The sequence below is a fragment of the Dongia sp. genome, from assembly GCF_041918875.1.
Classification (GTDB): domain Bacteria; phylum Pseudomonadota; class Alphaproteobacteria; order Dongiales; family Dongiaceae; genus Dongia.
This window is the reverse complement of the sequence record NZ_JAYRUV010000008.1, coordinates 97,887-119,234: the sequence shown is the minus strand read 5'-3', so window position 1 is coordinate 119,234 and position 21,348 is coordinate 97,887. Positions and strand designations below refer to the sequence as shown.

The 21,348-nt window shown below is 61.0% G+C and carries 19 protein-coding genes; 14 read left to right on the top strand and 5 right to left on the bottom strand.

Translation table 11 applies throughout. From position 1 onward, the window contains the following. The 3 genes from ACE3TY_RS10395 (at position 1) to ACE3TY_RS10385 (ending at position 2,628) form a co-directional block, all read left to right on the top strand. Complete coding sequence (locus ACE3TY_RS10395) at positions 1-948, top strand: NAD-dependent epimerase/dehydratase family protein (protein WP_374652960.1); 948 nt, start codon at positions 1-3, stop codon at positions 946-948. Positions 949-1,130: 182 nt separating this feature from the next. Continuing rightward, complete coding sequence (locus ACE3TY_RS10390; protein WP_374652959.1) at positions 1,131-1,406, top strand: acyl carrier protein; 276 nt, start codon at positions 1,131-1,133, stop codon at positions 1,404-1,406. A 1-nt stretch (position 1,407) separates the two neighbouring features. After that, positions 1,408-2,628 (top strand): aminotransferase class I/II-fold pyridoxal phosphate-dependent enzyme, encoded by a 1,221-nt coding sequence (locus ACE3TY_RS10385; RefSeq protein ID WP_374652958.1) that lies wholly within the window; start codon positions 1,408-1,410, stop codon positions 2,626-2,628. 67 nt (positions 2,629-2,695) lie between these two features. Here ACE3TY_RS10385 and ACE3TY_RS10380 read toward each other — a convergent pair whose 3' ends face one another. The 4 genes from ACE3TY_RS10380 to ACE3TY_RS10365 are packed head-to-tail and all read right to left on the bottom strand — an operon-like array spanning position 2,696 to position 6,309. Then, positions 2,696-3,271: a DinB family protein gene (locus tag ACE3TY_RS10380; RefSeq protein WP_374652957.1), complete on the bottom strand. Its 576-nt coding sequence runs from the start codon at positions 3,269-3,271 to the stop codon at positions 2,696-2,698. Positions 3,272-3,296: 25 nt separating this feature from the next. Further along, entirely contained in the window at positions 3,297-4,205 is a 909-nt protein-coding gene (locus tag ACE3TY_RS10375) for a hypothetical protein (RefSeq protein ID WP_374652956.1), read from the bottom strand. 20 nt (positions 4,206-4,225) lie between these two features. After that, positions 4,226-5,182 carry a diacylglycerol kinase family protein gene (locus ACE3TY_RS10370; protein ID WP_374652955.1) on the bottom strand — a complete coding sequence of 319 codons (957 nt, stop codon included), beginning with the start codon at positions 5,180-5,182 and terminating at the stop codon, positions 4,226-4,228. A 2-nt stretch (positions 5,183-5,184) separates the two neighbouring features. Beyond that, the gene (locus ACE3TY_RS10365; RefSeq protein WP_374652954.1) at positions 5,185-6,309 is read right to left on the bottom strand and encodes a CDP-alcohol phosphatidyltransferase family protein; all 1,125 of its coding nucleotides are present in this window, start codon (positions 6,307-6,309) and stop codon (positions 5,185-5,187) included. A 184-nt stretch (positions 6,310-6,493) separates the two neighbouring features. On the opposite strand from ACE3TY_RS10365, the gene ACE3TY_RS10360 reads away from it, so the two are divergent. The 11 genes from ACE3TY_RS10360 to ACE3TY_RS10310 all read left to right on the top strand — a co-directional run bounded on the left by ACE3TY_RS10360 (position 6,494) and on the right by ACE3TY_RS10310 (position 19,950). Beyond that, the gene (locus ACE3TY_RS10360) at positions 6,494-7,462 is read left to right on the top strand and encodes a metallophosphoesterase (RefSeq protein ID WP_374652953.1); all 969 of its coding nucleotides are present in this window, start codon (positions 6,494-6,496) and stop codon (positions 7,460-7,462) included. Between the two features lie 44 nt (positions 7,463-7,506). Further along, complete coding sequence (gene lptF / locus ACE3TY_RS10355) at positions 7,507-8,715, top strand: LPS export ABC transporter permease LptF (protein ID WP_374652952.1); 1,209 nt, start codon at positions 7,507-7,509, stop codon at positions 8,713-8,715. Beyond that, entirely contained in the window at positions 8,712-9,803 is a 1,092-nt protein-coding gene (gene lptG, locus ACE3TY_RS10350) for an LPS export ABC transporter permease LptG (RefSeq protein WP_374652951.1), read from the top strand. The genes lptF and lptG overlap by 4 nt, the downstream gene beginning before the upstream one ends. 3 nt (positions 9,804-9,806) lie before the next feature. Then, positions 9,807-11,018, top strand: coding sequence for a CDP-alcohol phosphatidyltransferase family protein (locus tag ACE3TY_RS10345; RefSeq protein WP_374652950.1), 1,212 nt, complete (start codon positions 9,807-9,809; stop codon positions 11,016-11,018). A gap of 109 nt (positions 11,019-11,127) precedes the next feature. Then, complete coding sequence (locus ACE3TY_RS10340) at positions 11,128-11,916, top strand: sterol desaturase family protein (protein ID WP_374652949.1); 789 nt, start codon at positions 11,128-11,130, stop codon at positions 11,914-11,916. A 27-nt stretch (positions 11,917-11,943) separates the two neighbouring features. Continuing rightward, entirely contained in the window at positions 11,944-13,080 is a 1,137-nt protein-coding gene (locus ACE3TY_RS10335) for a dATP pyrophosphohydrolase (protein ID WP_374652948.1), read from the top strand. A gap of 7 nt (positions 13,081-13,087) precedes the next feature. Beyond that, on the top strand, positions 13,088-13,888 hold the full coding sequence (locus ACE3TY_RS10330; RefSeq protein WP_374652947.1) for a nucleotidyltransferase family protein: 801 nt from the start codon (positions 13,088-13,090) through the stop codon (positions 13,886-13,888). A 116-nt stretch (positions 13,889-14,004) separates the two neighbouring features. Continuing rightward, entirely contained in the window at positions 14,005-15,315 is a 1,311-nt protein-coding gene (locus tag ACE3TY_RS10325) for an aminotransferase class III-fold pyridoxal phosphate-dependent enzyme (protein ID WP_374652946.1), read from the top strand. Between the two features lie 34 nt (positions 15,316-15,349). Beyond that, positions 15,350-18,262, top strand: a complete 2,913-nt coding sequence (locus ACE3TY_RS10320) for a molybdopterin oxidoreductase family protein (protein ID WP_374652945.1) — start codon at positions 15,350-15,352, stop codon at positions 18,260-18,262. Continuing rightward, positions 18,259-19,008, top strand: coding sequence for a 4Fe-4S dicluster domain-containing protein (locus ACE3TY_RS10315; protein WP_374652944.1), 750 nt, complete (start codon positions 18,259-18,261; stop codon positions 19,006-19,008). The genes ACE3TY_RS10320 and ACE3TY_RS10315 overlap by 4 nt, the downstream gene beginning before the upstream one ends. Before the next feature lie 6 nt (positions 19,009-19,014). Next, a complete protein-coding gene (locus ACE3TY_RS10310; protein WP_374652943.1) occupies positions 19,015-19,950 on the top strand; it encodes a dimethyl sulfoxide reductase anchor subunit family protein in 936 nt (311 codons plus the stop codon). Here the strand turns inward: ACE3TY_RS10310 and ACE3TY_RS10305 are convergent. Next, positions 19,947-21,329 carry a PleD family two-component system response regulator gene (locus tag ACE3TY_RS10305; protein WP_374652942.1) on the bottom strand — a complete coding sequence of 461 codons (1,383 nt, stop codon included), beginning with the start codon at positions 21,327-21,329 and terminating at the stop codon, positions 19,947-19,949. The two genes, ACE3TY_RS10310 and ACE3TY_RS10305, sit on opposite strands and share 4 nt — an antisense overlap. Positions 21,330-21,348 lie beyond the last annotated feature (19 nt).

The window sequence follows — 21,348 nt, the reverse complement described above, 5'->3', positions numbered from 1 at the left end:
ATGCCCGGCATCGTCGCACTGACCGGCGCCACTGGTTTTGTCGGTGCCGCCGCCGCGCGCCATTTGGCGGCATCGGGGTGGCGCATTCGGGCGCTCGTACGCCGTATGCCGCAAGATGCCCTGATGCCCGGCCATGAACTGGAAATCGTGTTGGGTGACCTCGACGACCGTGCCACCCTCGAACGGTTCGTCAAGGGGGCCGACGCTATCGTGCATAGTGCCGGGCTGGTGCGCGCACTGACGCCGATCGAGTTTTTTCAGGTCAATGAGGGCGGAACGGCGCATATTCTCGAGGCAGCGGCCAAGGCGGCCCCACGTGCCCGCTTCGTGCACATCTCTTCGCTGGCCGCCCGCGAACCGCAGCTGTCGCCCTATGCGGCAAGCAAGCAGGCCGCCGAAGTGAAACTGGCCGCACTGGCTGGCGAGCGGGATTGGGTCGCTTTGCGCCCGCCAGCGATCTACGGGCCGGGCGATCATGAATTGCTGCCCCTGTTCAAAGCGGCCAAGCTCGGACTTATCGCTTATCCTGCCGAACCTGACGCGCGCGCGTCGGCCATCCATGTCGCCGATCTCGCCGCGGCGATCGCGGCACTCCTGCAGCAGACGGACTGGCGGGAACGTATCGTCGAGATCGACGACGAGCAGGAAGGCGGTCATGATTGGGCGGAAATCATCCAGGCGCTCGGCCAGTGCTTCGCCAAGCAGCCCTTCGCCCTTCGCCTGCCCCGCCCCTTGATGGCGGCCATCGCAGCGGGTGTCGGCATGGTCTCGTCCCTGACCGGCCAGCCACGAGTGCTCTCGCCAAGCAAAATTGCAGAACTCTACCACCCCGACTGGGTGTGCCACGGCCCTCGCCTCTCCGGCCTTGCCCCATGGCGGCCTCGTTTTGGCCTCAGGGAAGGGTTTGCCGATACCCTGGCCTGGTATCGATCCAGAGCTCTATTGTGAGGTTAGATTCCTGACTTAAGGCATTGGAATCGGTCACTTGTTACATTCGGTAACAATTCGTCATTTAACTTTAGCTGCAAAATTTACGACAACCTCAGCTGGGAGTTCGGCGCGAGTCGATTTCTCCTAAGGGGTTCCCAACGTTAACAGATTCGACAACAAGAAAAGATTGGTCCGGCATCGTGACGGCGAGCGCAGCGCAGGTTTCAAGTTTCAGTATCGAGAATGTCGTGGCGGAAATCGCCACCGCGCTGGTGCCGTTCAAGAAGTCCGATATCGAGATCACCGCGGCGACCGATATCGCCCGTGACCTCAACATGGATTCGCTGGCAGTCATGGATTTGCTGATGGAGCTCGAAGATAAGTTCGATGTCTCCATCCCGCTCAACATGGTGCCGGAGATTGCCACGGTCGGACAGCTTGCCCAGACCGTGATCGATTCGAAGAAGGGGGCGTGAGATGGGGTTGATGGATCGCTTCAAGGCGCAGCGCGAGCTGCATGCCGCGGTGAAAACCTGCGGTGCCGATCCGTTCGGTGTGAAGATGGACAAGATCGTGTCCTCCACCGAGGCGATGATCGAAGGCCGCCGCACCATCCTCTGCGGATCCAACAATTATCTCGGTTTTACCTTCGATGCCGATTGCATCGAAGCCGCCAAGAAGGCGCTTGAAACAAGCGGCACCGGCACCACCGGCTCGCGCATCGCCAACGGTTCGTACAACGACCACAAGGCGCTTGAAGCCGACCTCGCCGATTTCTACGGCAAGAAGCATTGCATGGTCTTCACGACCGGCTATCAGGCCAATCTCGGCGCCATCTCGACGCTCGCGGGCCCGGACGATTTCCTGATCATCGACGCCGACAGCCATGCCAGCATCTACGATGCCTGCAAGCTGGGTTCGGCCACCGTGATCCGCTTCAAGCACAACGATCCGGCCGATCTCGACAAGCGCCTGGCACGTCTGGCCGACCAGCCCGGCAACAAGATCGTCGTCGTCGAAGGCATCTATTCGATGTTGGGCGATCACGCGCCGCTCAAGGAATTCGTTGCCGTCACCAAGAAGCACGGCGCCTATATCCTGGTCGACGAGGCCCACTCGATGGGTGTCATGGGCAAGACCGGCCAGGGTGTCGTCGAGCATGACGGCGTGCTGGAAGAGGTCGATTTCATCACCGGCACATTCTCCAAGAGCATGGGCGCGGTGGGTGGTTTCCTGGTTTCGAACATGGACGATTTCGACGTCCTGCGCGTTGCCTGCCGCCCCTATATGTTCACCGCATCCCTGCCACCCGCAACCGTCGCTTCGGTGCGCATGTCGCTGGCCAAGCTCCGCGCCAATCCCGGCCTGATGGAGAAGCTGTGGCAGAATGTCGACACGCTCTATCACGGTGCCCAGAATGCCGGCTTCACGGTCGGTAAACAGAAAGGTCCCGTGGTCGCCGTGCATCTCACCGACCCCGAACTCGCCGCCCGCGCCTGGCGCGCGCTGCTGCTCAACGGCGTCTATGTCAACCTGGCCTTGCCGCCGGCGACGCCGTCTGGCACCGCCCTGCTTCGCTGCTCGGTTTCGGCAGCGCACAGCACGGGACAGCTTGAGCAGGTGGTGGCTATCCTGGCCAATATCGGTCGCGATCTCGGCCTGTTGAAATCGCCGGCCCATGCGGTCGCCGCCGAATAAGTTTCTCGAGTAGGTAACCTAAGGCCTGTCTCGCAGGGCCGATGCGCAAGCATCGGTCCTTTTGTTTTCAGCGCCTCTCCATTCCGCGCCAGACTTCCTCTTCGCGCCAGCCAAGCTCGGCGAAATCTTCGACGCGGAACTTCTTGTCACCATCGCAGAAGAATTCGTCGAGCTGCGGCGGCGGCACCGGCGTCCCCGCCATCATGGCATGGATCTGGCCGCGGTGATGTATCTGATGCTCGAATAGATGGAGGAGAATGCGGTCCGCGCGATCTGTCTGCACATGGGTCGCACGGTGCATGTGCACCGGTCGTGCCAGCCTGGAATCGTCCAGTCCGTCGCATAATTTGACGAGACGCCGGTCCACCGTGACCTGCGCAGCACGGAAATCGGCGAAGGCTGGAAACGGCACTTCGTTCTCCCACGCCCTGGGCCCCAGCGTGCCACCCTCCAGCGCATCGACATAGAACCAGTCGACGACCAGGATATGGTTGTAGGTGGCGACGATAGACGGAAAGAAGCTCGTGCGCTCTGCCTCGAATTCGGCGGCCGTGAGGTCCGCGCAGGCCTTCAGAAGGCGGAAATTGGCCCAGGCATTATTCCGCGCCATGGACAGAAAATAGAGTCCCGCACCTGTTGCCATTCGATCCTCCTCGATCACGGGTCTTCTATCTGAACGCTCCCCGGCGATAAAGCTTCCAAGCAAGTCCTGGTGCCGCCAGCAGCGGATGCCGCCTGTGCCAATCGCTTACCGGGATAATCACTCCCGAATGACGCCGGACCTTCCACATTACATAGTCGACGGCACCGTCGAAGGTGAATGCCGCTTTTATCAGGCGCAGATAGTTGAGTGCCTTGCCGATGCGCCGGCGCCCTTGCCAGGCGCGGCGTGCCGCGGCCCGTGATATAGGCGCATCCGATTCCTCCAGCAGCAATGCCCCGATTTCGCGATAGCGCACCTCGTCCGCCGCCACGATGGAGACCGCTCGATCGCTCGATTCCGAGCGCAATTCCGCAGCATAGGTTTCCTTGAAGCCTGCCTTCCAGACGTCCACAGGATCAGCATTCCCAGGCATATCGATGAGAGGCAGCGCATTTCTGAACATGGTCCGGCAAGCTTGCGAGAGTGCCGCCGTCAATGCAGCGTCCACGGAAGCATCGCGGCACCAGATGAGCCGCGTTGGCTGGCAAAACCGGGCCCAGATGGAAACGTTACGGGCTTCGGGAGTGCAACCCTCCGCAAACTGCTTCACCGACATCACGGCATATTTCGCGCGCAGCTGGGCGCCCTGCCACGGCATCTCGACATAGAAGACATTCGGCGGCAGGGCGGCGTTTGCCCAGGCCAGCAGCCGATTGTCATAAGCGGCGGCGTAATCGTCGACGATGACGTAGAAATCGAGCAGCGCATCGGCCAGGGCTTGATCGGGCTGCCGCAGGCAGGAGCCATAGAATAGAACGGCGATGGCCGCCCTACCGTGGCGCAGGCGGCAATGTTCGGCCATGGCGCGCGCCGCCGGCCCCACCGGCACATGGAGTTCCGCGGTGATCGAGGCGGCTAACCTGTCCGGCGCCATGTCCCGCAGAACCTCCTCAGCTAAAAACGGTGAAAACGCATGACCGGCCCGGCCGTCACCACAATGCGACCGCCGGCCGGGGGCTGGAAGCACTCGCCATCAATCATCAGCGGCGAGTGGATATCAAGCTCCAGCTTTTCCATGCGGCGGCTGCGATAACCGGCCTCCTCCATCCAGGGCTTCGGCCTGCCGCGCAAGACCGAAAGAACCGCCGAGGCGAAGCGCCGGGGTGGCGAATCGATCGTGGTCAGTTGAAGGCGACCTGGCCCGTTCCCCCAGAAAGGGGCCACTCCGGGCAGGACCGACTCCAAGGTGGAGCCCAGGAACATGAAGCAATCGCGCTGCTCGGGGCAGCCGTCGATGATAAAGCCCAGCCGCTCGCCATGGAAACCTGAGCGCGGGCCAGGCCCGAACACCAGGATCTTCAGTATCGACCAGGCGATGCCGAGCTTGGCAGCAAATACCTGCTTGGCCCCCAGGGAGTGGATATCGCGCCTGACCAGCTGAGTTCCCTGGTAGAAGCCGACGCCGCCGATCAGGAAGCCACGCTCGATGGGGCGTCCGTCGCCGAAATCGACCGAAAGCACGGGCCGCTCCAGTACCTCGCCGGCCTCGCCCGCTTCGGCACGTGCGACGAGCCTCTTCAGCCCCATGGCGGGCAGGCCCGGCTGGCCGACTTCGTGCGCAATGACGTTGGTCATGCCGGCGGAAAGCAAGCTGAGGAAGGGTTGCCGAACGAACGGGCTATTGTTGAGCAGTGCCGAAACGACCGCCAACACGGTACCATCTCCACCGCTGACGACCAGGTGCGTGATCTCTCCGGCCGCCATCTCGGCGAGGCAACCCGGCAGTTCATTGATGTGATGGAACGAGCGGTGCTTGACCTGCGGATGCTCGGCCAGCAGGTTGTGAATCTCGCGCATCGACATCTTGTTGCGCTTGCTGTGCGCATTGCTGATGACACCGATCCGCACCATGATCACGCTGCCTCGGTCAGCCAGGATTGCAGGCGTACACCGCGTGCCCGGGCGAAATAGGCCTGGGCGATGCGCAGGCAGTGGAAGGCGAATGAAATGATCGTCCACCAGGCGACGATCTCGAAACCAAGCGCCGGGGCGTCACACAGCGTCGCGATGCTGAGGATGATGAGATTGGGATTGCGCCGGGCCGTAATCTGGCGGAACGCGGAATCGAGCGGCCGCCAGATATGCATCTCGATGCCGAACTGCCAGATGAAAAGCCCCTCCTGGCCGCGGCCGAGGATATAACCGGCGATAATGACCCAAAAGGTCCAGGGCGCGACGACCGCAGCACCGCCGAGCCCTTCGTACCAAGCCCAATACCAGAAAGGCGGGTGTACCAGGTCCGTGCCATGGTCGAACACGTTGCCCCATTTGCTCGATGTGAGTGTCACGCGCGCGAGCTTTCCGTCCACCGTGTCCAGGAAGCACATCGCCCAGGCCGCGACGAGGCCCGGGCCAAAGGCACCGACGGCAAAGGCCCAAGTTGCCAGCAGCACGCAGATGAAACTGACCAGCGTCACCATGTTGGGCGAGATGCCTGCCTTGGCGCAGAAGCGCGTCACGTGGAGCGCCGGGACTGGCCACACATGCTTGGTCACCACGTCGGTGACGCCCTTGTAGGATTCCAGATACATGCGCCGTTCGATCTCCGCCACCGGCAGATCGCCGAGAACGAAGAGATAGGGAGCGCCCTTGCGGCGTAGAGCCTTGTTATAGTTGCTCGCGAGACCGGCTGCATCGACCGGCGCGGTGCTGCCCGGCAGCGAGGCGCGATCCCCGCCCGCGATGGCCGCGCATGTCGGCGCCAGATCGTCGGCATTGGCACAATGGGCCGCCACGGGGCGATTCCGGTCGTCTAGAAGCGCCTTTCCGGGGTGCTGCAGGAGTGCCCTGATGAGCGCTTCGTCAAAGATCACGTCCGCGCGGAAGACGAGATTGGGAACCAGATCGGCGATTCCGCCGGCCCGATCGGCACGCGCCAGCATGCGTTCGATCCGCTGGCGCGGCGTCAGCCCCCAGATGGTCTCATCCGACTCGTGGATGAAGATCGGCCCAGATCTCCTATCCGTCTGAAATGTCATGATATTTTATCAACACCGGAGGCTATATGGGGCTTTGTTAGCGCCGATTGGGTAGCGCCGTCCAGCCAAATCCGTTATGTGCCAAATACAGTGTTAGAAGCTTGACCGAATGAGATAATCGGCCCAGATAAGGCCATTCGATCGGCAGCCGGCCGGACCGAGACCCGATTGCAAGGAACCTTGCGTGACTGGCTTCACCCTGGCGCATTTTAGCGACCCGCATCTTGGCCCCCTTCCCGCTTCGGGATGGCGGGAATTCGTGAACAAGCGGGCTTCAGGTTTTTTTTCCTGGACGACGAACCGAGTCAATATTCACAAGCCGGCGATCCTGAAGCTTCTGGTGGAAGATCTGAAGAAGCAGGCCCCGGATCATACGGCGATCACCGGCGATTTGGTTAATATCTCACTGCCCGCTGAATTCGAAGCTGCTGCCCGCTGGCTTTCAAGCGTCGGCACGCCGCAGCAAGTGACGGTCATTCCTGGCAATCACGATGCTTATGTCGAAATGCCCTGGATGCAGTCGCTCGGTCGCTGGTCGGCATACATGTCTGGCAACCGTGGGACCGATGGGTCCGAGACTCTTCCATCAACCCACGGGGATTTTCCCTTCGTGCGGCGACTGGGAAAGATAGCCTTGGTCGGGACATCGACAGCGGTGCCTATGCCGCCCTTCATCGCTGCCGGCCGACTTGGCGACGGCCAGCTTTCGCGCCTGCGCCAACAATTGCGGCAGCTGGCCGCTGAAGGCGTGTTCCGGGTCGTGTTAATCCATCATCCTCCGTTCGGCGGCGGCGCCTATAAGAGAAAATCGCTGCTCGATGCCGAGGCGTTCCAGGACGTGCTGATGGAGGCCGGCGCCGAGCTGGTTCTGCATGGCCACACGCATGTGTCCGGATTGGGGCAGATTCGGACGCCACAGGGACCAATTCCTGTGATCGGCGTTCCTTCCGCATCGGCTGTCGCGACGGGCCACAAGGATCCGTCGCGCTATCACCTCTATAGAATCGTGCGCGATGCGGATGCATGGCAGTTGAACATTGAAATCCGTGGCCTCAACGCAACACAGGATGCATTCGTGCAGCAAGGTAGTATGGTGCTGACGATTCCCTTGATAGTATCGGATTGTTTCCGGACTGCCGAAGCAGCCGCATGACAATTACCCGCGCCGATCTATTGGCTTGAGGCAGCCCCAGTTACATGACGTTTCTCCGCATCGACCTCTACATTCTAAAGCGCGTGGCGCTGCCGCTGCTGGCGACGGTCGGTATCGCCATGGCAGCCCTGCTGCTGGAACGCCTCATTCGGCTCCTGGATCTGTTCGCGAACCGCGGCGGGCCGATGAACATCGTCATCAAGATGCTGGCCAACCTGGTGCCCCACTATCTGGGCATCGCGGTTCCGGCTGCGCTTTTCGTCGGCGTCCTTTATGCCAGCATGCGCCTGTCCTCGGACAGCGAACTCGACGCCATGCGTGCCAGCGGCCTCTCCCTGCGCCGGCTTATGATGCCGATCATGGTCTTGTCGGTGGTGCTGGTCATTGCCAGCGCCTATCTCATCGGCTTTCTGCAGCCTTATACACGCTTTGCCTACAGGGCCCTGGTGCATCTGGTGGTCGAGACCGCCTGGGATTCCGCGATCGAACGGGGCGCCTTCTTCAACGGCTTCGGCGGCAAGACGATCCTCATTGGCGACATCTCGGAAGGTGGCAGCCGCCTGTCGCAGATTTTCGTCAAGGAAGTCGACCAGGACGGCCAGGATATCGTCACCACCGCCGAAAGCGGCCAGCTTGAGCGCAGCTCGGACCTGTCCTTGGTCCTGACCTTGCGCAACGGCGTACGCACCGAAGCCATGCCTGGCACCACGGACGTCACTGCGGTTGCCTTTACGGAGTTGGAGCTGCCGATGGATATGGTTTCGCCGGAACCGTTCCGCCGCCGCGGCGAAAGGGAAAGCGAGCTCGACTTCATCGAGCTTATACAGGCCTATTTCAAGACGCCGCCGACATTGCACGTCGAGGATATCAAGGCAGAGCTCAACAGCCGTCTGGTGCGGACGGTGTCGATCATTTTCCTGCCCTTCCTGGCCATGCCGATCGGCGTCTCGTCGCGCCGTACCTCCAAGGGATTGCGCATGCTGGTCGGCATCCTGTTCCTTGTGGCCTATTTCCAGATCCTTCAGTTCGGCAGAGACGCCGTCGGCAATGCAATCCTGGGGCCGGCGATCGCATTGTGGCTGCCTTTCGCGATATTCGGCGCGGTCAGCCTGTGGCTCTTCTACCTTGCCAATTCGCGGCCGGGCGCCGATCCCTTGTCGCATGTGTTCGAGTCGATATCCGACAGTTCGAACTGGGTGTTGCAGAACATCCGCCGCGCCTTGCCCCGCCGCAGCCGGGAGGCCGCGGAATGAATACGTTCTCGCGCTACGTGCTGAAGAGCTTCCTGTGGAACTTCATGCTGTTGCTCGTCGGCTTCAGCGCCCTGCTGCAATTGTTCGATCTGCTGAATAACAGTGCGGAGATTCTGCAGGACCATCTGGGCGATATGAATGCCGTCTTCGAATACGCGGCATTGCGCCTGCCGGAAATCGTTTCCTTTCTGATCCCGTTCGCCGTGCTGATGGGTGCACTGGTGACTCTTGGCAAGATGGAGCGCGACAACGAGATCATGGCGTACAAGGCGGCCGGAGCTCCTTATTTCACCGTGCTGTGGGCTTTCCTTCCGGCCGTCGGAATTGTCGCCATCCTGCATTTCTTCGTTGCCGATCTTCTCGTACCCACGTCAATTCAAACTCTGATCGCGCGGGATCTTTCCGTCGAGCGGAGCAAGTCGAAGAACGATTCCAAGGATGAATCTCTCTTCGTACAGGAAGGAAGTGCCGTCGTCGAAGCCGGTGCCGTCGGCGAAGATGGGACAGAGCTGAGCCATCTGCGCATCTATACGCGCGATGCGACGGGAAAGATCGTTCACCAGATCTTTGCCAATGATGCGCACTACGATGCTGCGGCGGAAGCATGGCACCTCAATGATGTCTGGACGACGGCCGTCCCGCCCGATGGCGCCGCGCACACTGAACATACCGATAGCTGGGACTGGAAGACACGCCTGACACCGGCCGAATTCTCTGATCTCGTTGAAAAACCCCAGGCCATGACACTCGGCAAGATATGGGGTTTCGTCTCCTCGACCCAGGTGGGCGTCCGGCCGACCTACTTCTACGAAACATGGCTGCAAAAGCGGATCGCTCTACCGGTCAGTTCGATCCTTATGATCCTTCTTGCTGCTCCGGTCGCTCATTCGCTCCATCGACGCGAGCGGGGTCTTGCCGTTGGCATGACTGTCGGGTTCGGCCTTGGTTTCTTCTACTTCCTGACCGAAGGGCTGGTTTTGTCGCTGGGTGAATCTGGCGCAGTCCCACCTTTCCTGGCCGCGTGGCTGCCTATCCTGCTCTTCGCCGCCATCGGCGGTGCCTGGCTGATCAAGCAGGAAGGTTATTAGGCGATGAAGCTTTGGATTGACGCCGGGCGCATCAGCGCCGAGCGGGTCTTTGGCATGAGCCTGATCGAGCGCCACCTCAAAGCCGTCCGACACCAGAAGTTACAGCTGAGCGAGATCGTTATCGATATCGGCGCCGGCCCGATGCCGGTCTGGGATGAAGAGCCGCGCCTGACATGCCCGGTTCGCATTGTCACCGGCAGCGGCGATTGCGGCGAGCGCCTCAAGCAAGCACTGGCCCAGGGCGAAGCCTTGCTGGTGACGGACGCAGCGAGCCTCGCCGATGCCAGGCTCTATCGCTATCTCGCCGATCGCCATGGAAGCTGCGCCGTTCGCGCGAACAAGGCGGCAATCGCGCGTGTCGAGCCGACCGACGCGGCAAAGATTCTTTCGGCACCAACGCTGGACGCCGCGACCGGAAATCTCGAGGAAGTCAGCCAGGACGATTTCCCTGCCTTCGTCGCCAAGCTGCGCCGGGCCTTGCCCTACTACCTTTTCTCGGTAACCAACGCCGCCTTGCGGCGGCAGACCGAGAAATTCCTGTTCTGGTCCAACTACAAGGGCTCGACTGATTTCTTCACCAAGTACGTTTATCCGCCTTTGGTCTGGATGATGGTTCCTCCGCTGGCGCGGGCACGCATTCATCCCAATACAGTAACGATTGTCAGCATCGTCCTGACAATCCTGGCGGTACCGCTTTTTGCCGCCGGTCACTTCTGGTGGGGTTTCGCCTGCGCCTATGGCATGAGCGTGCTCGATTCGGTGGACGGCAAGCTTGCCCGCCTCACATTCACCGATTCAGCCATCGGCAATGTGCTCGATCATGGCCTCGATATCGTGCACCCGCCCTTCTGGTATTTCGGCTGGGCGGTCGGCTTGCTGGGTGGTTGGGCGGCGGCGAGTGGAATGGCCCCTCTTTGGCAGGCGGCCTGGTGGATGCTGGCACTTTACATCCTCGACCGGCTTATCCTGGCGGTCTACCGTGCCAAGTTTAAGCGCGGGCTGCACACACACGCGGCGATGGATGCCTTCGTGCGTACTTTCATTTCGCGCAGGAATATAAACCTGCCTTTGTTTACAATAGCTTATGTCGCCGGCTGGGGGGTGGAAGCATTCTATTTCATTGTCTTCTGGCAAGCTTTGACCTGTGCCTATCATGGCGCCCGGACCGTCTGGATTCTGGCTACATTCCGCCCAAGCACGGCCGGCTCCGTGTAAGCGTGACTGGTCGCGCACAACCATCGTTCGCTTGCCCTAAAACCTTGATCCAACTAGATTACCGCGCAGCGAAGATCCCAGCCATTTATTAGCTAGCGAGTCGACCGTCATGCTTCGTTTCGGCTTTTGGAAAGACCGGACCCACAACCTGTCGCGCATGTCGATGGGCGATCTCGTTGCTGCCTTCGCGACCTACCCCTCAGTGCATGCCTATTTCGGCCTTGCTGCAATCAGCCTCTACTTCGTCTATCGCTGGTACGCCGGATGGCCGGCGCTGCTTGTTGCATTCGCCTTGGCTGTCGTCGTCTATCCCTTGGTCTGGTATGCGCTCCACCGTTGGGTCCTGCACAGCCAGTTTCTCTACAAATCGCCACTAACAGCCAAGGTGTGGAAGCGGATTCATTTCGACCATCACCAGGACCCGCACAATCTCGTCGTGTTGTTTGGCGCGCTCTATACGACGCTGCCGACCATTGCGATCGTCACCATGCCGATCGGTTATGCGGTTGGCGGCTTGCCGGCTGCGGCCATGGCGTTTGCAACAGGCCTGCTGACCACCTGCTTCTACGAATTCTGCCACTGTGTGCAGCATCTCAATACCAGCCCGAAAACGGCGTTCATGAAACGCCTGAAGCAGCTCCATATGTGGCATCATTTCCACAACGAGCAGGGTAATTTCGGTATCACCAATTTCCTTTGGGACCGCCTTGGCGGCACCTATTACAGCAAGGCGAATATGGTTCCGAAGAGCCCGACCGTGTTCAATATCGGCTATACGGTCGAGATGGCCGAGCACTATCCCTGGGTCGCCCAGCTTTCGAACAACACGCGCGGCGACGGCAACCCACGCCGCTTCCGCACCAATGACGGCGCCGCGGACAGCGGCCCCATCGCCTGATCCTTCCGATCGCAAAGGCTGTTCCGCATGTCGAAGATCGACGTACTTCCGGTCACGGACAAGGCCGGGGTGAAGGCATTCATCGCCCTGCCGAAGCGGCTCTATCGAGGGCACAAGGGCTATGTGGCGCCGCTCGATATGGAACGGGGGGAAGTTCTATCGCCCCAGAAGAATCCTTACTTCACGCATGCCGAGGCGCAGCTGTTCATCGCCAAGCGTGACGGAAAAGTCGTGGGGCGGATCTCCGCGCAGATCTGCCGGCTGGAGCAGAAACTGCGTCCCGGTACTGGCCATTTCGGCTGGATCGATGCCGAGGACGATCCCGAAATTTTCAAGGCATTGATTGACGCGGCCGGCAACTGGCTGAGACAACGCGGCGCAACGCGCATGCTTGGGCCATTGAGTTTTTGCACCAACGAGGAAACGGGCCTCCTGGTCGAGGGCTTCGATACCCTGCCAATGCTGATGATGCCCTATCATGCGCCATATACCGGCAAGAATGTCGAGACGTCCGGACTTGTCAAGCTCAAGGACGTAGTTGCCTACGACCTCGACAAAACCGCCTACAAACCGATGGGATCGTCTCGCATGCTGGATAAGATGCAGAGCGACGGCACCATCCGGATGCGCGGTCTCGACATGAAGAACTATGCCCGGGACCTTAGCGTCATTCTCGATATCTTCAACGACGCCTGGGCCGAAAACTGGGGCATGATCCCCTTCACTGCCGACGAGATCGCCGCTGCCGCCAAATCGATGAAGCCGCTGATAGATCCCGATCTGGTGGTCATCGCGGAAGTGAAAGGCGAACCGGCCGGCATGCTGGTCTGTCTGCCCAATCTTATGGAAGCAGTGCGCGACTTCAACGGCAACCTGTTGCCATTCAATCTGGTCAAACTGCTTTGGCGCCTCAAAGCGAACAAGTTGAAGACAAGCCGCATTCCGCTGATGGGCATCCGGCGCAAGCATCATGGCTCCGTTCTGGGGGCCACGCTGCTGCCGCTGATGTTCGACCGGCTGAAGACACCGTTCTTGAAGCGCGGATTGGAGCGTGTCGAGATGTCCTGGATCCTGGAGGATAACCTACCGATGCGCCGTGTAATCGAAGGTGTCGGCGGCAAATCCTACAAGACCTATCGCATCTACGAAAAAGCGCTGGCCTGAGCGAGGCATGTCGCAACCGGCATTCAATGCGCTGATTCTGGCCGGCAATCGCCGCGAAGGCGATAGTGTCGCGTCGCTGACCGGCGTCAGCCACAAGGCGCTTGCTCCGATCAATGGCATACCCATGCTGTTGCGGCTCTACCGCACGCTCCGCGCCAGCGCCGGCATCGGCGACATCTATGTCTGCATAGACGACAGCTCACTGCTGGATGGTATCGCCGAGCTTGCCTTGGCTCGCGACAGCGGTCGGCTGAGGATCGTACCGCCTGCAATAAGCCCTGCCGCCAGCCTCGGCCTGGCTATGGATCGGATCGGCGTCGCACGCCCTTTGCTCACGACCACAGCGGACCATCCGCTGCTCTCGCGGGAGATGGTGGAATACATGCTTCGCGCGGCACCGCAAGATGCTGAACTGTGTGTCGGCCTCGCCGAAGCTGACACGGTGATCGCCGTTTATCCCGATGCCATCCGGACCTTCTATCGGTTCAAGGGTCGCCGCTTCAGCGGCTGCAATCTGTTTCTGGCACGCGGCGATGGAGCCAAGCAGGTGGCGGCCTATTGGCAGCGCATGGAACGCCATCGAAAGAAGCCTTGGCGCCTCGTGTGGGAGATCGGCCCCATTGCCCTGCTGCGCATGGTTCTCGGTGGTTTGAGCCTGGACGATGCTTTCGCGCATGTATCCCGGCTGACCCGAACCCGCATCCGACCGGTCCTGCTTCCCTTTGCCGAGGCGCCGATAGATGTCGACAAACCTGAGGATTATCGGCTTGTCAGTGCGATCCTGGCAAAGCGGGAAGGTGCCGCGTAGCGACTGGCACAGGGTATTCAGGTTGCCTGCCCCCTTGGCTTTCCTCTCCCAAGCAGCCTAGGATTGTCGCAAATGTCCCTGTGAAATCAGGGTGAATCGATTTGGGAGAGTCAGCGATGCAGTACACCGCGAATACCCTCGAAAACCATTGGATGCCGTTCACCTCGAACCGCGATTTCAAGGCCGAGCCGCGCCTGATGGTCAAGGCGCAAGGCATGCATTACTGGAACCATATGGGCGAAAAGCTGATCGACGCCTCTTCCGGTCTCTTCTGCTGTGCTGCCGGCCACGGCCGCGCCGAGATTACCGAAGCGGTCCACGCCTCGATGAAGGAAATCGATTACACACCGCATTTCCAGGTCGGCCATCCCTCCTCCTTCGAACTGGCGCGCAAGGTCGCCAAGATCACGCCCGGCGACCTCGACTATGTGTTCTTCTGCAATTCCGGCTCGGAGGCGGTCGAGACCGCGATCAAGATCGCACTTGCCTATCATGTGGCCAAAGGCGAAGGCCAACGGACCCGCTTCGTCAGCCGCGAGCGTGCCTATCACGGCGTCAATATCGGCGGCGTGTCCCTGAGCGGCATGGTCCGGAACCGCGAGACCTTCGGTGCCGTGATGCCCGGTGTCGCCCATCTGCGTCACACCTGGCAGCCAGAGGCCCGGTTTACCCGGGGCCAACCAGAAAATGGCGCCGACCTTGCCAATGACCTGCAGCGCTTCGTCGACCTTTACGGGCCGAAATCCATCGCCGCCTGCTTCGTCGAGCCGATCGCCGGTTCGACCGGTGTGCTCATTCCACCCAAGGGCTATCTGGAGCGGCTGCGCGAGATTTGCGACAAGAACGGCATCCTGCTGGTGTTCGATGAAGTCATCTGCGGTTTTGGCCGTACCGGCAAGGCATTCGCGGCGCAGAGCTTCGGCGTAACACCCGACATCATCACCATGGCGAAAGCGCTGACCAACGGTGCGCTGCCGATGGGTGCGGTTGCAGTCAGCGAGAAGATCTATCACACCGTCACCAGTTCGGCGCTCGACGGCGCGGTCGAATTCTTCCACGGCTACACCTATTCCGCCCACCCAGCGGCCTGCGCAGCCGGCATCGCCGCGCTCGACGTCTACGAAAAAGAGGGCCTGTTCGAGCGCGCGGCCGAAATGTCGCCCTATTTCCTCGAACGCATGTATTCGTTGCGGGAAGTCAAGGCGGTGACGGATATCCGCGGCTACGGCATGCTTTGCGGCATCGATCTGGCGCCGGCGGCCCGGCCGGGCCTGCGCGGCTTCGATGCCACCAAGCGGTTGTTCGCCAAGGGCCTGCACATCAAATTCACCGGCGACGCCGGGATTTGCGCGCCGGCACTGGTTGCCACAAAGGCCGATATCGACGAAATCTGGTGCATTTTCAAGGAAGTGTTCAGCGAGTATTGATGCCGGCAACCCGAGCCAGGTCACAACAACGCACATGACCAAGCCGCGCTTTCTGGCAGAGAAGATTGCTGCTCCGGCCGACCGGCCGGGCGAGCAGCAAATCGACTATTCGATTCCAGCCGACGACGAGGTCAAGACAACGACCTGCTACATGTGCGCGTGCCGTTGCGGCATCAAGGTGCACCTGAAAAACGGCCAGATCCGCTATATCGAAGGCAACCGCGATCACCCGGTGAACAAAGGCGTCCTTTGCGCCAAGGGGTCGGCGGGGATCATGACGCAGTATTCGCCGGCGCGGCTTACCAAGCCCTTGAAGCGCATCGGCGAGCGCGGTGCCGGCGAATTCGTCGAGATCGAATGGGACGAAGCGCTGGCGCTTGCCACTGAGCGCCTGAAGAACATTCGTGCCGCCGATCCGAAGCGTCTCGCCTTCTTCACGGGCCGCGACCAGAGCCAGGCACTGACCGGCTGGTGGGCATCCAAGTTCGGCACGCCCAATTTTGCCGCGCATGGCGGCTTCTGCTCGGTCAACATGGCCGCTGCCGGTCTTTACTCGCTGGGCGGCGCCTTCTGGGAGTTCGGTGAGCCGGATTGGGAGCGGACCAAATATTTCCTTATGTTCGGCGTGGCCGAAGACCATGACAGCAATCCGATCAAGATCGGCCTTGGCCAGCTAAAGGGCCGCCCGGCCGACAACCGCGCCAAATTCGTCTCGGTCAATCCGATCCGCACTGGCTACTCGGCCATTGCCGACGAATGGGTCGGCATCAAACCCGGCACCGATGGCCTCTTCGTCCTGTCGCTCATTCACGAGTTACTGCGCCGAGACAAGATCGACCTCGATTTCCTCGTCCGCTATACGAACGCGCCCTGGCTTCTCGTCAACGCACCAGGGACGGAAGAGCATGGCTTGGTCTATCGCAACCAGGAAGGCGACCCGCTTTGCCTTGATCGCCAGACCGGGCACTTTGTCGATGCTCTGCGTCCCGGCGTGCGTCCGCATCTGATGGGGCCGATCAACCTGCCCGATGGCCGCCCGGCTAGGACGGTTCTGGATCTTCTCGTGTCGCGCTATCTCGACGCCGAATATGCGCCGGACAAAGCGGCGCCGCGGATCGGCATTCCGGCCGAGACGATCCGACGCATCGCCGCGGAATTGGCGGAGGTTGCGTTCGAGCAGACGATCGAGATCAAGACGTCCTGGATCGACTGGGCCGGCCGCCAGCATGAGAGCTTTATCGGTCGCCCGGTCTCCATGCACGCCATGCGGGGCGTCTCGGCGCATTCCAATGGTTTCCAGACCTGCCGCGCCATCCATGTGTTGCAGATGCTGCTCGGCAGCGTCGATTGCCCGGGTGGCTGGCGCTACAAGCCGCCTTTCCCGCGCGTCCCCGGATCGGGGCCGACACCGTCGCCGATGGTGGGGCCGGATCAGCCCCTGGCCGGCATGCCGCTCGGCTTTCCGCAAGGGCCAAAGGACCTGCTGGTCGACGCGCATGGGAGGCCGCAACGCATCGACAAGGCCTATTCCTGGGAGGCGCCCCTGGCCCTCCACGGCTTGATGCACATGGTGATCCACAACGCCTGGAAGGGCGATCCCTACCCGATCGACACCCTCTTTCTCTACATGGCGAATATGGCCTGGAACTCGTCGATGAATACGGCGGGGACGATGGACATGCTCAAAGACAAGGATCCGAAGACCGGCGAATACAAGATCCCCTATGTCATCTACAGCGACGCTTATTACTCGGAGACGGTGGCGTTCGCCGATTTGATCCTGCCCGACACCACCTATTTGGAGCGCTGGGATTGCATCTCTTTGCTCGACCGGCCGATCAGCCACGCCGATGCTGCTGGCGATGCCATCCGGCAGCCGGTATTGAAACCCGATCGCGATGTCCGCGCCTTCCAGGACGTGCTGCTGGAACTGGGCACGCGCCTCAGGCTTCCCGGTATGGTTGCTGAAGACGGCGGCGCGCTCTATCCCGGCGGTCTGCACGATTACATCCTCAAGCATGAGCGCAAGCCCGGCATCGGCATGTTGAGCGGCTTTCGCGGCGACGGTTCCGACCATGGCCGCGGCAAACCCAATCCGGACCAGATCCAGCGCTATATCGCCAATGGCTGTTTCCATGAGATGGAAATTCCGGAGGCGGCGCGCTTCCATCGCTACGGCAATCTAGGCTACCTGCAATGGGCGACGGCGCACGGCCTCATCGACAGTCCGGATCCGATGGTGCTGCAGCTCTATTCCGAACCACTGCGCCGCTTCCAGCTGGCTGGCGAAGGCTTCGGACCGAAGCAACCGCCCAACGATGCCGACCGCCAGCGGCTGGCGGCTTTCGCCGATCCGCTGCCTGTCTGGTATCCGCCTTTTGGCGAGGCCGAGCCGGCGGACGGCTATCCGCTGCATGCGCTGACTCAGCGCCCGATGCACATGTATCACTCATGGGGCACGCATAATGTGTGGCTGCGGCAATTGCAGGCGCGCAATCCGCTCTTCGTTCACCACGAGACGGCGGCCGAAATGGGCCTCGTCGACGGCGATTGGGTCTGGATCGAGAGTGCCCATGGCCGCGTCAAGGCCGAGGTCAAGCTGATGGACGGCGTGCATGCCGGCACGGTTTGGACCTGGAATGCGATCGGCAAGCGCAAAGGGGCCTGGAACTTGACGCCCCAGGCGCCGGAAGCAAAATCCGGCTTCCTGTTGAACCATGTCATCAGCGAGCTTCTGCCGCCTCGCGCCGACGGATATCGCTACACCAATTCCGATCCGGTCACGGGTCAGGCGGCCTGGTTCGACCTGAAAATCCGGCTGCGCAAATGTACCCCGGGTGAAGCGGGCGCGACGGAACCGAGCTTTACGTCGCAGCCGCAACGCGGTCCTGCACCGGAGCCAACCGTTCGCTATGGTGCCGGCATGAAGAAGGGCGCCGCCGAATGACAGCCTTGCCCGCCGAACCGAGCACGCGGCGCCTCGGTCTTGTCATCGATCTCGACATCTGTGTCGGTTGCCACGCCTGCGCAGTGAACTGCAAGGAATGGAATGCCGGCGGTCATATGGCACCCCTTACCGATTTCGATGCGTTCGGCGAAAAGCCCAGCGGCGTGTGGTTCAACCGAATACATACGTTCGAAGCCGGCGAAGGCGCCGATGGCCGCACGGTACATTTCCCGAAATCCTGCCTGCACTGCGAAAAGCCAGATTGCGTTACGGTTTGCCCAACCGGCGCTTCGTTCAAGCGCGCAGCTGACGGTATCGTGCTGATCAACGAAGACATATGCATCGGTTGCAAGCTCTGCTCCTGGGCTTGCCCCTATGGCGCGCGCGAATTCGACGAAGATGTCGGTGTAATGAAAAAATGCACGCTCTGTGTCGATCGTATCTACAACGAGACGCTCGATATCGAGGAGCGCGTGCCGGCCTGCGTTTCGACCTGCCCGGTCGGCGCCCGGCATTTCGGGGACCTCGGCGACCCCAATTCCAGTGTCTCGCAGCTGGTCGCCGACCGCGGCGGCTATGACCTGATGCCGGAAATGGGCTATCGCCCAACCAACAAGTATCTGCCGCCACGGCCGCGAAAAGTTGGCGGCTGCGCGCAGGACAAGGCTGTTGCATCCGCGGCCGACAACATTGAACTTGCCGCGCATCCCTTCCTGCGCTGGGTCGACCGAATGCTGACGCGCTGAGGCTGCATGTATCCCGCCTATTCAGTCATATTCTTCACCAGCGCGTCGGGGGCCGGATACGGTCTCATGCTCCTGATGAGCTTGCTCGGTGTGTTCGGCGTGTTGCCCTCGGAACGCTGGTTCGGATTGACGGGATTCCTTATCGGCCTCATTGCCGTGACCGCCGGTCTACTTTCTTCGACCTACCATCTCGGGCGGCCGGAGCGTGCCTGGCGGGCCTTTTCGCAGTGGCGGTCGTCCTGGCTGTCGCGCGAAGGCATGCTGGCCGTCTTCACCTATGTACCAGCCGGGCTTACCGCGCTGGGCTGGGTGATCTGGCAGCAGATCTGGTGGATGCCCGCTCTTACTTTGCTCATCGCCGCTCTTGCGACCATCTGCGCCACGGCCATGATCTATGCCAGCCTGAAAACGGTGCGCCGCTGGAGCAACGGTTGGACATTGCCAGCCTATCTTGCCATGGGTCTTGCCAGTGGCAGCTTGTGGCTGGCGCTCCTCACCAACCTCTTCGGTCTGGATAGATTCATTGTATCCGGCATCTCTATCTCCACCCTGATCGCGGCCGCGATCGTCAAATATGGCTATTGGCGTTTCGTGGACACCGACATCGGAACGGCAACGGCCGGATCGGCCACCGGCCTCGGCAAATACGGAAAGGTGCGCCTGTTCTCGGCGCCGCATACCGAGGAAAACTACCTGCTGAAGGAAATGGGCTTCAAAGTAGCGCGCAAGCACGCGCTGAAGCTGCGCCGCCTCGTCTGGCTCGGCGCCATCGTGGTGCCGCTTGCCGCCCTCATCCTAGCCCTGCTGCTGCCGGCGGTAAGCTTGCCGCTGTCATGTTTGGCTGTGCTCGGCAATGCGTTGGGGACGCTCGCGGAACGCTGGCTTTTCTTTGCGGAAGCGCGCCACGTGGTGACGCTCTATTACGGGGCGGAAGCCGCCTAAAGCAGTGCGCTGGGATCGGCCATGACCTGGTTGCGGCCGCTCTGCTTGGCCCTATAGAGGGCGGCATCGGCGATCTTCAGCAGTTCTTCGCCGGGCATGACCTTGGTCGTCGCCGCCAACCCGATCGAGACAGTCACCATTAACTCATCATTTGGCGCGCCTTCGACTTTCATCGCCGTATCCGCGACGCGCTTGCACAATCGTTCGGCGACCTTGAGGGCCGCCTGTCCGTCGGTATCGGGTAGCAGGCAGACGAACTCCTCGCCACCGGTCCGGGCCACCATGTCGAAATTACGCATCGCCGCCGTGGCACGCTGGGCGAACTGCTTCAGCACTTCGTCGCCAGCGGCATGTCCATAGGAGTCATTCACGTTCTTGAAGCGGTCCAGATCGCAGACCAGCACGCTCAACGCCTTGCCACTGTCCTTGACCCGGTCCATGAGGCCATCGAGATGGCGCATCGCATAGCGTCGATTGTAGAGGCCGGTCAGACTGTCCGTGAGTGCCAGCGACAGGCTGCGCTCATAATTTGCCCGCAAGCGATCCTGATAGCGCCGCCGCCGCACCTGAATGCGCACACGTGCCAGTAATTCATTGGGATCGATCGGCTTCATCAGATAGTCGCTGGCGCCGATATCGAGCCCCTTGATCAGGCGCGGCATATCGAATTCTTCGACGATGAGCAGAATCGGTACCTGCCGCGTTTCCTCCTGCGAACGCAGATGCGAACAAAGCCGCAACCCGTCTTCGCCGCCCACCTGAATATTCGTAATGATCAGGTCGTAACGCTTTTGCGCGGCCAGCTCCTGAGCCTTGGCGAGGTTGTCGGTAACCTCGACAGTATCATTGTCCTTCGCCAGCACCTGAACGACACGCTGCGCCGCGGGAGCAAAGCTCTCGACCAGTAGCACCGCAGCGTTGCGGTCATCGTTCACTTCCGGTTCGTTGGATCCCAGCAGGTCGAACTGGCCGGAGGTCTGCTCGCGCATCCGCCACTCGTCCATGATCATCTTCAGGCGAACCAGAGAACGCACCCGGGCGAACAGCGCCAGGTCGTTGACAGGCTTGGTCAGAAAATCGTCGGCGCCGGCCTCCAACCCGCGAACGCGGTCGCTGGGATCGCTCAGCGCCGTCACCATGACGACGGGCAGGAAATGGGTCTTCGGATTGGCGCGGATGCGGGCGCAGACCTCAAACCCGTCCATTTCCGGCATCATCACGTCGAGCAGGACGATGTCGGGAATCTGCTTGTCTATGAGCTCCAGCGCTTCCTTGCCGCTGGCAGCGCTGACAACCTCGAAATACTCGGCCGCCAGCTTTGCCTCAAGCAGGCGAACGTTCGCCGGTATGTCATCGACGACAAGAATACGAGCAGACATTTACTAGGCCTGCCGCAGG